10 protein-coding genes are annotated in these 13,142 nt (G+C 52.6%); 5 read left to right on the plus strand and 5 right to left on the minus strand.

Translation table 11 applies throughout. The features are described 5' to 3' along the window. Positions 1-13: 13 nt before the first annotated feature. The gene (locus NI40_RS10340) at positions 14-700 is read right to left on the minus strand and encodes a GntR family transcriptional regulator (RefSeq protein WP_023311557.1); all 687 of its coding nucleotides are present in this window, start codon (positions 698-700) and stop codon (positions 14-16) included. 91 nt (positions 701-791) lie between these two features. Next, complete coding sequence (gene ydfG / locus NI40_RS10345; RefSeq protein ID WP_023311558.1) at positions 792-1,538, minus strand: bifunctional NADP-dependent 3-hydroxy acid dehydrogenase/3-hydroxypropionate dehydrogenase YdfG; 747 nt, start codon at positions 1,536-1,538, stop codon at positions 792-794. Between the two features lie 142 nt (positions 1,539-1,680). Between ydfG and dcp the strand changes: the two genes are divergently transcribed. From dcp to NI40_RS10360, 3 genes are all read left to right on the plus strand, one after another. After that, on the plus strand, positions 1,681-3,714 hold the full coding sequence (gene dcp, locus NI40_RS10350; RefSeq protein ID WP_039262664.1) for a peptidyl-dipeptidase Dcp: 2,034 nt from the start codon (positions 1,681-1,683) through the stop codon (positions 3,712-3,714). Between the two features lie 76 nt (positions 3,715-3,790). Next, on the plus strand, positions 3,791-5,413 hold the full coding sequence (locus NI40_RS10355; protein WP_039262663.1) for a mechanosensitive ion channel family protein: 1,623 nt from the start codon (positions 3,791-3,793) through the stop codon (positions 5,411-5,413). A gap of 302 nt (positions 5,414-5,715) precedes the next feature. Then, positions 5,716-8,298: a bifunctional diguanylate cyclase/phosphodiesterase gene (locus NI40_RS10360; RefSeq protein ID WP_039262661.1), complete on the plus strand. Its 2,583-nt coding sequence runs from the start codon at positions 5,716-5,718 to the stop codon at positions 8,296-8,298. 101 nt (positions 8,299-8,399) lie between these two features. On the opposite strand, the gene uspF is transcribed toward NI40_RS10360, so the two are convergent. Both uspF and NI40_RS10370 read right to left on the minus strand, forming a co-directional pair. After that, the gene (gene uspF, locus NI40_RS10365) at positions 8,400-8,834 is read right to left on the minus strand and encodes a universal stress protein UspF (protein ID WP_023292544.1); all 435 of its coding nucleotides are present in this window, start codon (positions 8,832-8,834) and stop codon (positions 8,400-8,402) included. Positions 8,835-9,078: 244 nt separating this feature from the next. Beyond that, positions 9,079-9,750, minus strand: coding sequence for an MgtC family protein (locus NI40_RS10370; RefSeq protein WP_039262658.1), 672 nt, complete (start codon positions 9,748-9,750; stop codon positions 9,079-9,081). Between the two features lie 456 nt (positions 9,751-10,206). Between NI40_RS10370 and NI40_RS10375 the strand changes: the two genes are divergently transcribed. Then, a complete protein-coding gene (locus NI40_RS10375) occupies positions 10,207-11,415 on the plus strand; it encodes an MFS transporter (RefSeq protein WP_039262657.1) in 1,209 nt (402 codons plus the stop codon). A gap of 19 nt (positions 11,416-11,434) precedes the next feature. Here NI40_RS10375 and NI40_RS10380 read toward each other — a convergent pair whose 3' ends face one another. After that, positions 11,435-12,424, minus strand: coding sequence for a 2-hydroxyacid dehydrogenase (locus tag NI40_RS10380; protein ID WP_033145411.1), 990 nt, complete (start codon positions 12,422-12,424; stop codon positions 11,435-11,437). A gap of 326 nt (positions 12,425-12,750) precedes the next feature. On the opposite strand from NI40_RS10380, the gene NI40_RS10385 reads away from it, so the two are divergent. After that, on the plus strand, positions 12,751-13,074 hold the full coding sequence (locus tag NI40_RS10385) for a hypothetical protein (RefSeq protein WP_039262655.1): 324 nt from the start codon (positions 12,751-12,753) through the stop codon (positions 13,072-13,074). Positions 13,075-13,142 lie beyond the last annotated feature (68 nt).

Below are 13,142 nucleotides of genomic sequence, written 5' to 3' on the forward strand. Positions count from 1 at the left end.
GGGGCGGCGAATATTACTCTTCGCTAAACCACTCGCTATTTTCCTGACGAATAAGCTGCACGGATTCGCTGATCTCCTGCAGATGCAGCGTCATCGCTTTTTCCACACCGTCCGGGTCGCGTTTTTCCAGCGCGCTGAAAATATCATGATGCTGTCGGAGCAGCATTTCCGGCGGGGAGACGTGATCGAGGCTCATATAGCGCACGCGGTCAATGGTGGCCTTGATGTTCTCGATGGTGTCCCAGGCCAGCTGACAATCCGCGATCTGCGCCAGCTTCTGGTGGAATTCATCGTCAAGCTGGAAGAAATCATTGAGCTGCTTACGGTCAATCGCAATACGCTGCTGGTGCAGGTTCTGCTCCAGCTGGTAACACTGGTTGTCGTTGATAAGCGTTGCGGCGCGGCGCGCCACCGCGCATTCAATGGCCTGGCGAACGAAACAGCCGTTGCGTACCTGAGAGAGTGAAATTTTGTTCACGTAGCTGCCGCGCTGCGGGCGGATCTGAATCAGTCCGTTTTCAGCAAGCTTAATAAACGCTTCACGTACCGGCTGACGGGAAACGTCAAAACGCACAGACACCTCTTTTTCAGAAAGCGGCGTTCCCGGTGGGATCAGGCAATGGACAATATCACGTCGCAAAATGCGATAGATTTGCTGGTTAACGGGCTGGGTGGGATTGAGTTGCGATTCAGCGGCCATGAGTTGTCATTTCTCAGAGAGTTAGCCTGAACATACTACCATTCTTTTAGAACCCGAAACAGACCCGGCCCGCAGGCCGGGAAGGGCAGATTTAGCCACGATGAACGCTAAGTCCGGCAAAACTCTGGCTGACGGGCATCATTTCTACGGTATTGATGTTGACGTGTTTCGGCAGCGTTGCCACCCACCAGACCGTTTCGGTCACATCTTCCGGCGTCAGCGCGTTCGCATTTTCGTAGGTTTTGCCCGCTTTCGCGTCATCGCCTTTGAAACGCACGTTGGAAAACTCGGTGCCACCCACCAGGCCCGGCTCGATATCGGTAACGCGAATGGCGGTGCCGTGCAGATCGGTACGCAGGTTAAGGCTGAACTGGCGCACAAACGCCTTCGTTGCGCCATAGACGTTGCCGCCCGCGTAAGGCCAGCTTCCGGCGGTGGAGCCAATGTTGATAATGTGGCCGCGGTTGCGCTCGACCATGCCAGGCAGCACCGCGCGGGTCATATAGACCAGCCCTTTGTTGTTGGTGTCGATCATGTTTTCCCAGTCTTCAACGCTGGCTTTGTGGGCGGGCTCCATGCCCAGCGCCAGACCGGCATTGTTAACCAGCACGTCGATGGCGCGCCACTCGGCGGGCAGGTTGGCAATCATCTCTTCAATGGCCGCGCGGTTACGCACGTCCAGCTGCGCGGTCAGGATGCTGTCGCCTAATTCGTCCTTCAGCTCCTGCAGGCGCTCCTGACGACGGCCCGTGGCAATAACCTTGTGCCCGTTGGCGACGAAGCGACGCGTGATGCTTTCACCAAAACCTGCCGTTGCCCCGGTAACTAAAATAATCATCTCACTGTTCCTCAACGCTTTTTGTGTTGTACTAACATAGCACGGCCGCAGAGGGTGCGTTAAGGCAACATTTGTATGACGGCGTTGCAGGGGATGGCGGCCTGGCCTACTCTGGGAGGATACCCGTACTCAGGAGCGAAAGATGACGGCCACGAATCCCTTTTTTGACATCAGCCTGCTGCCTTACCAGGCCCCCCATTTTGATGAAATCAACGATAGCCACTATCGCCCGGCCTTTGATGAAGCGCTTCGCCAGAAGCGGGCGGACGTAGACGCCATTGTGTCCCAAACCGCTGCGCCGGACTTCACCAACACCGTGCTGGCGCTGGAGAAAAGCGGCACCATGCTCTCGCGCGTCAGCAGCGTGTTCTTCGCTATGACCTCCGCGCACACCAATGCGTACCTGCAGGAGCTTGAGGAGCAGTTCTCCACCGAGCTTGCCGCGCTGGCAAACGACATCTGGCTGAATGACACCCTTTTCGCCCGCGTGGAGAGCGTCTGGCAGGACCGTGCCGCGCTGGACGCCGAATCCCGCCGGCTGGTCGAGGAGACGTATCAGCGGTTTATTCTCGCCGGTGCGCGTCTCAATGAAACGGAAAAAGCCGAGCTGAAAGCGCTGAATACCGAGGCGGCGACCCTGACCAGCCAGTTCAATCAGCGTCTGCTGGCTGCCGATAAGACGGGTGGGCTGGTGGTGGATTACGCGCACCAGCTTGATGGGCTCAGCGCCAGTGAGATTGCCGACGCGGCGCAGGCTGCCGCGGAGCGAGGGTTAAACGACCGCTGGCTGATCCCGCTTCTGAACACGACTCAGCAGCCCGCGCTTTCCGCGCTGCGCAATCGTCAGACCCGCGAAAACCTGTTCAACGCAGGCTGGACGCGCACCCAGAAAGGGGATGAAAACGACACTCGCGAGCTGATCCTCCGCCTTACGGCGCTGCGCGCCCGGCAGGCCCGCCTGCTGGGCTTTGACGATTACGCCAGCTGGAGTATCGCCGACCAGATGGCGAAAACCCCGGACGCCGCGCTGGAATTTATGCGCGGCATTGTGCCCGCCGCCCGCGCCCGGGCAGAGCGCGAGCAGGCCGATATTCAGAAAGTGATTGATGACGAGCAGGGCGGTTTCACCGTACAGGCCTGGGACTGGGCCTTTTACGCCGAGCGCGTGCGTCAGGCAAAATATGCCCTCGATGAATCGCAAATCAAACCCTATTTTGCGCTCAATACCGTATTGCACGATGGCGTATTCTGGGCCGCAAGCCAGCTGTTTGGCATCCGCTTTGTGGAGCGCTTCGATATTCCGGTGTATCACCCGGACGTCCGCGTCTGGGAAATTTTCGACCACACCGGTGAGGGCATGGCGCTGTTTTACGGCGACTTTTTTGCCCGCGATTCCAAGCAGGGCGGGGCCTGGATGGGGAATTTCGTCGAGCAATCCTTCGAGCTTGCTGCCCGTCCGGTGATCTACAATGTCTGTAATTACCAAAAACCGGCTAACGGCGGCGTCGCGCTTCTCTCCTGGGATGACGTGATCACCCTGTTCCACGAGTTTGGCCATACGCTGCACGGTCTGTTTGCCAGCCAGCGTTTCGCCACGCTCTCCGGGACCAATACGCCGCGTGATTTCGTTGAATTCCCGTCGCAGATCAACGAACATTGGGCCAGCCATCCACAGGTATTTACCCACTACGCCCGCCATTACGAAACCGGTGAACCGATGCCGGACGCGCTGCGGGAAAGCATGCTCAACGCGACCCATTTCAACAAGGGTTATGACATGACGGAGCTGCTGGCTGCCGCGCTGCTGGACATGAACTGGCACGGAATCAGCGAAGCCGTTTCGAGCGTAGACGCGTTTGAAGCGGCAGCACTGAAAAAAGAGGGGCTGGATCTGCCCGCCGTACCGCCGCGCTATCGCAGCAGCTATTTTGCCCATATTTTCGGCGGCGGCTACGCGGCGGGATATTACGCCTACCTGTGGACGCAAATGCTGGCGGACGATGGCTATCAGTGGTTTGTCGAACAGGGCGGTCTGACTCGTGAAAACGGACAAAAATTCCGCGAGGCGATTTTGTCTCGTGGTAACAGCACGGATCTGGCTGAACTGTATCGGCAGTGGCGCGGGCATGATCCGAAGATTGAACCGATGCTGGAAAATCGCGGGTTGAGCGAATAGAGCCCTTTGGGCAGAAAACAGAACCGGGCGTGAAGCCCGGTATTAAACGATGGCGTGACTGCTCTGGATGGTAGACATGAACAAAGTAGTGCTATCTCTGATAAGCTCTTTAATCGTCTCGGTCTTCTTTCTCTCATTCAGTGCCATATCGGCTGAACCCCGGCTCGAACCTACGGAACAAGAACGTGCGCGGACGGTTTATATTTTCCACCAGCCCATCGTTATGCTGCAGGCGAAGTTCGGTTTCACCACGCCAGAAGAACGCGTATTACGCATTCGGGATACCTTGCGAAATTTCACGCAGGAAGATGTTCGTGAACCGCTGACAATCATTCCTGTCACGCGCTACAACCAGCAAGGCAGACTGTTCGTAATGAACGCTAAGCCGGTCATGCTGCTGACCGAATCGGATCTGGACGAAGGGGACGATCTGACCTTAGACCAGGCAGCGCAACGTGTCCTGGCGCGAATGGAAGCGCAGCGCATCTCGCTTCGCGACCAATATGATACGCAGTGGCTTGCGCTTTCCGCTGCGAAGACCGCGGCCGGTTTCCTGACATGGTTGATGCTGAGTTATGTTGCGTTGCGTTCCTGGAAATGGGTGAGAGGATATTATCGCCGCAGGGTAGCAGAGAAACGAAGCTGGATACCTCAAAACTGGCGGCGATTTACAGGCGTCATTGAAGCCCGTCTTTATGGCTTGCTGATGTGTTTTGTGGTGATTTTAGCTTTTTATGGTTGGCTTAGCTGGGCCTTTAGCCTTTTCCCCTGGACGCGCGTCTGGGCAACATCATTAGGTGACTGGTCGTGGCATGTCATACGACAGATTGCCTTAGCGATGGCGTCCGCATTACCAGGATTGTCGATTGTTCTTATCATTTTCTTCATTACCGCATTAATCCTTAAACTTCTAAAAGTGATCCTCAATCAGGTTGAGGCCGGGCGTCTACAGTTACCGGGCCTTCATCCGGAAACCGTCGGCGCGACGCGAAAACTTATTTCCGTGATGGTGTGGTTGTTCGCGCTCTCTGCGGCCTATCCCTTTTTACCGGGTGCAAACTCGCTGGCCTTTAAAGGCATAAGCGTATTTTTTGGTCTGATGCTGACCCTGGGATCGGCAGGCGTGATGAATCATGCCATGAGTGGTCTGGTGCTGATTTACTCGCGCGCGCTGCGCAAAGGCGATGTGATACGAATCGCGGATAACGAAGGTAAGGTGAGTGAAATTGGTATGCTCGCCACCAAAATTATTACGCGAGAAAACTATATCGTTACCGTACCCAATGCCGTTGTGGTGAGTGGCAAGATAACGAACCTCAGCGCGCAAAATAACGATGGCAGCATCAACCTAACCGTAAGCGTCACCATCGGGTACGATACACCCTGGCGGCAGGTCCATGCCATGCTTGAGCTGGCCGCGAAGCGGACTCAGTGCGTTGACCTTAAGATTCCGCCCCTGGTGCGGCAGCTGGCGCTGATGGACTGGTACATAGCCTATGAACTGCAGGTCACGCTGAGACCTGATACGTCGCTAGCCGTCGCGCGAAATGAGCTCTTCACTCACATTCAGGATGTGTTCAACGAATTCAATGTCCAGATCATGTCGCCAAACTTTGTCATGCAGCCTGAAGAAAGCGTAATGGTGGCGAAAGAAAACTGGTATGCCGCCCCCGCAGCCTCGCCGAAGCGGGATGAATAAAACTGAGACCTGATATCAGGTCTCAATATAACGGAGTGACAGCGAGCCCGGTAAAATAGTTATACTTATGGAGTATGTACATTCTTTTTTAAAGATAAACGCTGAGTTAAAAATTACACCAGGCAATATATCTTATTAACAACCTTTAAGCTGTAAATCAGTTAATGATTAATAATTTGATCTGAATTGGAGAAATTAAATATTCTTTAGCCTCAGGTTTTTAGCTATAAATTTTTGTTATTTTGTGCCGATAAATGAAAGTGGCATAAAAATCGACGTAGTAGCAGTTAAGAAGGCGAAAGATGACCCTACCTCTGAACAATCCGGGCTTCACGGACACCGAGCCTTCTAAAGGCCTGATAAATAAAACCTTTACCTATATTGTAACGTTGTTAATAAGTATTTTTATTGCGGCAATAATTTCCCTGCTAATAATAAAAGATAATGTGAATGAAATCAGCGACACGCACGATGAATTTTTGTTAAGGAAAGCCCTGGAGACCCGCCAGGAGAGCATGCGAAGTCATTTGAAAGATAATGCCGAGTGGGGAGATGCCTACAAACATCTTCATCTGAACAATGACGTTCACTGGGCGTGGGATAAGCAGAACCTGGGTAAGTCCCTGTATGACAACTTTGGCTACGAAGGGGTGTTTGTTCTCTCTCCGGAAGGGAGTACGCGATACAGCGTCGTTGACGGGAAACTGAAGCTGCAGGAGCTGGAGAGCTGGTTAGACAAATCAACCAAAGACCGTTTACTCCATGAGTTGAGTATAAAAAAGGGAGTGCCGGTTTCTGTGCTAGCGCTTATCGATTCCGTGCCGGCCATTGTTTCTGCGCAATGGATAACGACGGGCGATGATACGAGCGTGCAAACCATGCCCGGAAAACCGTCGACAATGGTGTTTATAGACAAGTTAACGGCTAAAAAACTCCTCACGATTGGGCAGGATGACGGCATCCAGAACGTTCGTACTTCACCTGATACAGCCACTTCTCAAATAAATAATCAGACGGAATTTACCTTAAGCACACAGAATGGAGATGTGAAAATTATCTGGGACGGTGAAAATCCCGGCCAGGCGTTAATAATTTATTTTTTGCCATTGCTCATTCTTTCCGTCGTTCTGACGGTATCGATGACGGTGATATTAATGCGCCATATTATGCACAAGGCGAGAATGCTTGACGAAAATACGTTTCTCCTTGAGCAGGCGCGGTTGAATCTTATTACGAGTGAAAAAAGATTCCGGGACGTCAGTGAAACAACCAGCGACTGGTTCTGGGAAACAGATTTATCGTTAAGGATAACGTGGCTATCGGGTCGTTTTTCTACAATAACGGGATATGAAAATAGCAAATGGATAGGCCGCAGGTTGGATGAACTCTTTCCGGCGACAGGCGGATTATCACATGACTGCGCCGGGCAGCGGGACTTAACCGAACGCTTTGAATTTAAAAACTGTCCTTATACTCACGCGCAACAAACCACGTCATATTGCACGCTTCTGGCAAAATTTTCTGCTCAGCCTGATGGAACGGTGGTGTTGCGAGGCGCGGCAACCGACGTTTCTCAGGAAGTTGAAGCAACAAAACGCGTGGAGTTCCTGTCACGCCATGATGAATTAACCGGTCTGCCGAACCGGTATCATATTAAGGAATTTCTGGCTGGCAAGTTAGCGAAAGAAGACCTTAACCATTATCCCTTTGCCATGATTTGCCTTGATTTAGACAAGTTTAAACCCGTCAATGATATTTTCGGGCACTCCACCGGCGATGCCCTGCTTGGCGAGGTCGCTTCACGTCTTAAAAATTGCGTTCGTCGAGGTGATTTTGTCGCACGGCAGGGAGGGGATGAATTTATGCTTCTCCTTGGCAACACCAGCCAGCAAGACCAGATTGAGGAGGTGTGTCGTCGTATCGTGCAAGAACTTAACCGTCCTTTCGCCATTGAGGGCAATGATGTGGCGATAGGCGTAAGCATGGGCATTGCGCTGGCTCCCCGGGATAGCAGCAGCGCAAACGATCTTCTGCGTTATGCGGACATTGCGCTATATCAGGCGAAACAATCCGGCAGAAACCGATGGGTCTATTATCGCCCGGATATGTCGGAAAAGTTGACTGAACGCAGGAAACTGGAATTAGAACTCAAGACCGCGATTCGCGAAGAACAGCTCTACCTGGTTTACCAGCCGCGTTATAACCTCCGGTATTCTAAAATTGAGGCCGTCGAAGCGCTGGTACGCTGGCAGCACCCGGCTCGGGGGACCATAATGCCCGATCAGTTTATCCCGCTGGCAGAAGAAACCGGGCTGATTATTAGCCTGAGCAACTGGGTCATACGCAAAGCCTGTACGGAGACGAAAGACAAATTGCCGGGATTATCGGTCTCCGTCAATATTTCTGCTATCGAATTCCAGGCAAGCGAGCTTGCCGAAAGAATAAAAGAGATCCTTCACGAAACGGGGCTTGAACCCAACCGGCTGGAAATTGAAGTCACTGAAAACGTTACGCTTTCCGACCCGGAAAAAACCTTGCAGACCATGAAGTCTCTCAAAAGAATGGGCGTCCGCATTCTGATTGACGATTTCGGTACCGGCTATGCCTCACTGAGCTATCTGCGGAAGTTTCAGTTTGACGGGCTTAAGCTCGACAAGAGCTTTATTTTTACCCTCGGTGACTCGCCGCAGAACCAGTCAGTCGTGGAGAAAATTATCGACCTGGGGAAAGCCTATTCCATGGCGGTAACCGCAGAAGGGGTGGAGACCGTCGAACAGCTGTCTTTTCTGAAAAAAAATAAATGTGATGAAGTTCAGGGCTACCTGCTTGGAAAACCGGCCGCCATTACGGACTTAAATTTAAACGCCAACAGAGTAAATCTCTAAATCGCGCTTTCACTCAGGAAAGCGTAAATGAAAAACCGGGCTTCTCGCCCGGTTTTTGTTATCCGCTCTCCGTTCGTATCCACGATCGTAAACGCCGCTTTCTATCTTACGACCAGGACAGGGCATTTCGCATGCCGAACCACTGCCGCAGCGTTCGAACCCAACAGATACGTAGATATGTCAGGTTTGTGGGAAGCGATGATAATCAGGTCGGCATCGATCGTGTCAGCGAGCTTAAGGATTTGATCCTTTGGAGAGCCCGTCACGGCGTGAGTCTGTATCTTGTCTGGAGGAATTTTGAATTGCTTAACGATTTCATCCAGCTTCGCTAAGGCCGCGTGCTGGAACTCTTTCAGCTTCGGCATTTCAACCGAATAGGCCAAACCTAATGATGAATAATACGGAAGCGATGGAATGACGGTAAGAAAGTGAACTTTAGCTGTGTTAAGTGCTGTATGTGCCTGAACGAAGGGGATAACCATGTGCGTCAGGCTATCCTCCGAAATGTCAATTGGAACCAAAATTGAGTTATACATTTGTCCCTCCTGAGTGTTTTTCACACAATTCAGGGTAGACCGTTAATTTCAGGAAAACAGAGAGCAAGCTGTCATAACGGGGACAAATTTCGGTTATGTGATAGGCGTACAGTCGAACCAGCCCTGATCTCGTTAACGTGGCGTGACAACGAACAGGGGCATTCGGGGATGAATCTCTCCGCGTCACGGTCCGTTTTCTGCAAAACGCCAAAGCCTCAACCGGGCGCAATGCCCGGTACCTTGTTCATATTGCGTGACAGCTGACGGACGCGATAATTTTATTCCCGCCCATATTCCCCATAATCAGATCGAGTAATTTTCGGTATTCCTCCCGGGTCATCACCTCCGCCCGAATTTCGGTTTTACCTTCTGCTTGCGCCGTAGCGGAATAAATCGCTTTCAGACTTAACGTCAACTCTTTCGCCATATTTACGACGCTCTGCCGCACCGCATCTTCATGCTCATCATTGCAGATGATTTTAAGGACATAGCATTTTTCGCCTTCATGGAGCACGGGCAGTTGATTAATTCGCTGCGCGGCTTCGCGAAGCAATATGTTAGCGCAGAGAATAATTAGGCTGGCCATGGCGGCATTCCAGAACTGGCCTAATCCGCACAGTACGCCAATTCCGGCCGAGCACCACAGCGTTGCGGCGGTGTTTAAACCACGAATATTCATTCCTTCACGCATAATGACGCCAGCGCCAAGAAAGCCGATTCCGGAGACGATCTGCGCTGCGATACGCCCCGGGCTATCAGGAGAAGTCGATACCGAACTTAAAATGAACACTGCCGCACCTGTGGCAACCAGTGCATTGGTACGAAGTCCGGCCATACGCTGGCGCCACTGTCTTTCCGCGCCAATAATTGCGCCCAGCAGCATCGCTGCGAGCAGATGAGAGATATAAGGGAACATCAGCCTGTCGCCTGTTAACGTTATTAAATAATAAGCGTCAGTGCTTTGCTAAGCACATCATAACGCCGTTTAAATACTAAACGTGTCAGGACGACGGTGGCGGAAAGAGTGAATGTGTAAACATGAACATGCGATGCCCCACAAATTGAGTGGTTTTACTATTTCGGGATACAATCGCTTAAAGAGGATTGCTGCCCACCATTTCAGGTAAGCAGCGAGGAAATCGCGCTAGCTTACCTTCGTATCAACGATAAAATAACTTTCCAACGAAGGACTCCTGTGAAAATTTATTGCCAGTATAGTCAGGGTCGATAATGAGTAAAGCGAAAAAACAGCCTCCGTTATGAATTGTTTAAGTTCGCAAGGCATATTTTTTAAGACGTCATCTGATTTTAAAAAATACCCGCTATACTACATTTCCTTTTTTACAGGCGATAACAGACAAAGGCAGGAAGTATGTCTCTTCGTTCGCTGCGGGCATTATGCCTGACAAGTTTTTTCATCGCGGATGTCCGCGATGGCCTCGGTCCTTTTCTCGGTATTTTTCTGACCGAACGCCACTGGGCTCCCGATGATATCGGCATCCTGATGACGGCCGGTGGGCTGGCGGGATTACTGGCCACGCTGCCGGCGGGATTCATCACCGACACCTCACGCAGCAAGCGGACCGTGCTGGCGCTGGTGTGCCTGCTCATCACTCTTAGCACGCTCCTGCTCTGGTTTAGCCAGCAGAGCGCTGTTGTCGCCGTTTCGCAAATTGTCTCCGGTATCTGTGCGGCGTTTGTCGGTCCGCTGATCGCCGGGATTACCCTGGGGCTGACCGGTCAGAGCGGATTCAGCGCGCAGATGGGCAAAAATGAGGCGTTCAATCACGGCGGCAACTTTGTTACCGCACTGATTGCAGGCGGCATTGCGTGGTACTGGGGCGTCGGCGGGATTTTCCTGCTGATGACCTGTACGACGCTGTTAACGCTCTGTGCGCTGCTTGCCATTCGCAACCGGGATATCGATAACGACGCGGCGAGGGGGCTCTCTTCCTCAGCGAACCTGCCGGTTCCCGGCTTTGCCGTGCTGATTAAAAACCGGGCGCTGTTTGTGACCGGACTGACGCTGCTGCTGTTCCACTTGGCGAACGCCGCGCTGTTGCCGATGCTGAGCATGAGGGTGGCCGCCGCGCCCGCCTCGATCAACCCCGGTTTGTACGCGGCGGGCACCGTTATCATCTCTCAGGCCGTGATGATCCCCGTCGCCATCTGGGTCGCCCACCGAATAGACCGCTACGGCTACTGGCGCTTAATTATGCTGGCGCTGCTGGTGATGCCGGTGCGCGCCGCGCTGGCGGCGTCGACGGACGCGCCGCTCATGATGATCCCGGTACAAATTCTCGACGGGCTCGCCGCAGGGATCCTGGGCGTCGCGGTGCCGTCGTTTATCGTGGTGCTGTTGCGCGGGAGCGGGCACGTCAATGCGGGGCAGAGTGTGGTGATGCTGATGCAGGGGGTAGGGGCATCCATGAGCCCGGCGTTAACCGGCACGATTGCCGGTCATTACTCATTTGCCACGGCATTCAGTGTCCTGAGCGCGATTGCGCTGGTGGCCGTCCTGCTGTGGTGGTGCTTTGCGCACCGGACCTGGGAAATAGACAGTACGCCGGGTGGGGCATAGCCGCGACCCGGCGTCACGCTTACGCCAGTTCGTTAGGGCACGCTTCGCCCTTTTCCAGCTGCTGCAGATTACCCAGCGTGGTTTCTGAAATGCTGATCAGCGCTTCGGCAGTGAGAAACGCCTGGTGTCCGGTAAACAGCACGTTATGGCAGGCTGACAGGCGGCGGAACACGTCGTCCTGGATCACATCATTCGACTTGTCTTCAAAGAACAGATCGCGTTCGTTCTCGTACACGTCCATTCCCAGCGCGCCAATTTTCTGGGTTTTCAGCGCTTCGATAGCGGCCTGAGAGTCAACGAGCCCGCCGCGGCTGGTGTTGATGATCATCACGCCATCTTTCATCTGGTCAAACGCCGCCTGGTTGAGCAGGTGGTAGTTCTCCGGCGTCAGCGGGCAGTGCAGGGAGATCACGTCAGACTGGGAGAACAGGGTCTGCAGGTCGACGTATTCCACGCCCAGCTCCAGCGCAGCGGCGCTCGGGTACGGATCGAACGCCAGCAGACGCATGCCGAAGCCTTTCAGAATGCGCAGGGCGGCGACGCCAATTTTACCGGTGCCGATCACGCCCGCGGTTTTGCCGTACATGGTAAAGCCGGTCAGCCCTTCCAGAGAGAAGTTTGCATCACGGGTGCGCTGATAAGCGCGGTGAATACGACGGTTGAGCGACATCATCATGCCAATTGCATGTTCCGCGACCGCTTCCGGGGAGTACGCCGGGACGCGCACCACCCTCAGACCCAGCTCTTTCGCCGCGTCGAGGTCCACGTTATTAAAGCCCGCGCAGCGCAGGGCGATATACTTCACGCCCTGTTTTTTCAACTCTTCCAGCACCGGACGACTGCCGTCGTCGTTAACAAAAATGCAGACGCCTTCACAGCCGTGCGCCGTTTTGGCGGTTTTTTCGGACAGCAGAAAGTCGAAAAATTCAAGCTCAAACCCGTAAGCCTCGTTAACATGTTGCAGATACTTTTTGTCGTACTGCTTTGTGCTATATACCGCGAGTTTCATAAGACTTTCTCCAGTGATTTTGCATTCACGTTAGCATGATTAAAATTATCTTACAATTTCTAAAATATTATTGAATTCAATAAGTTCTATCAATTATTCTAGAGCATATGTACACCCTAACTCCATGATATTCTTACTACGAGAAATCTTCGGCGCGGATCTGAACAGGGCATGTAGCGGAAAATGGAGTGGGTAGAGGATGTGAGAAATGCCTGTCTGGATTAGGTTAAAGAATGGCAAGAGGGCATGAAAACTGCAATGCCTACGTATGAGATGGAAAGATATTAGGAACCAGGTGAGTTTCTGACAAATATGGAGAATGATGCATGTCGCAACAATTGGAGTTGTCCTTATCTCCGCCGATGCTGCCCGCCTTGTACTATTTTGTTGTATCTATTGCGGTTTTATTCTTACTGTTGATGGGGAAACTCAAGGTCAACAGGCTGCGTAAATATCCTCTGCTCATTGCCTATACGCTTTTTGTGATAGCCATTGCTGCCATTCAAATTAACGTTTTTGCCAACGGCTATGAGTTTGTTAGCGGTTTCTTACATATTGATTTTGATCCCTGGCGTTACGACTCGGTGTATTGGTGGTCGTTGATATTCGCCATGCTTTACCTTCTGGCGATGCCTCGGAACAGGCCCTAGTTTCGCAACTTAACGTTACAGCATCTATCCTTAAACCTGGCTTTGACTTCAACTGACCAGCTAAACAT

The organism is Enterobacter sp. E20, from assembly GCF_000801755.2.
Taxonomy (GTDB): domain Bacteria; phylum Pseudomonadota; class Gammaproteobacteria; order Enterobacterales; family Enterobacteriaceae; genus Enterobacter; species Enterobacter asburiae_B.

Excerpts from the sequence above, each read along its gene's own strand:
- NI40_RS10340 (WP_023311557.1), bottom strand. The coding sequence starts at position 700 with ATGGCCGCTGAATCGCAACTCAATCCCACCCAGCCCGTTAACCAGCAA.
- ydfG (WP_023311558.1), bottom strand. The coding sequence starts at position 1,538 with ATGATTATTTTAGTTACCGGGGCAACGGCAGGTTTTGGTGAAAGCATC.
- dcp (WP_039262664.1), top strand. The coding sequence starts at position 1,681 with ATGACGGCCACGAATCCCTTTTTTGACATCAGCCTGCTGCCTTACCAG.
- NI40_RS10355 (WP_039262663.1), top strand. The coding sequence starts at position 3,791 with ATGAACAAAGTAGTGCTATCTCTGATAAGCTCTTTAATCGTCTCGGTC.
- NI40_RS10360 (WP_039262661.1), top strand. The coding sequence starts at position 5,716 with ATGACCCTACCTCTGAACAATCCGGGCTTCACGGACACCGAGCCTTCT.
- uspF (WP_023292544.1), bottom strand. The coding sequence starts at position 8,834 with ATGTATAACTCAATTTTGGTTCCAATTGACATTTCGGAGGATAGCCTG.
- NI40_RS10370 (WP_039262658.1), bottom strand. The coding sequence starts at position 9,750 with ATGTTCCCTTATATCTCTCATCTGCTCGCAGCGATGCTGCTGGGCGCA.
- NI40_RS10375 (WP_039262657.1), top strand. The coding sequence starts at position 10,207 with ATGTCTCTTCGTTCGCTGCGGGCATTATGCCTGACAAGTTTTTTCATC.
- NI40_RS10380 (WP_033145411.1), bottom strand. The coding sequence starts at position 12,424 with ATGAAACTCGCGGTATATAGCACAAAGCAGTACGACAAAAAGTATCTG.
- NI40_RS10385 (WP_039262655.1), top strand. The coding sequence starts at position 12,751 with ATGTCGCAACAATTGGAGTTGTCCTTATCTCCGCCGATGCTGCCCGCC.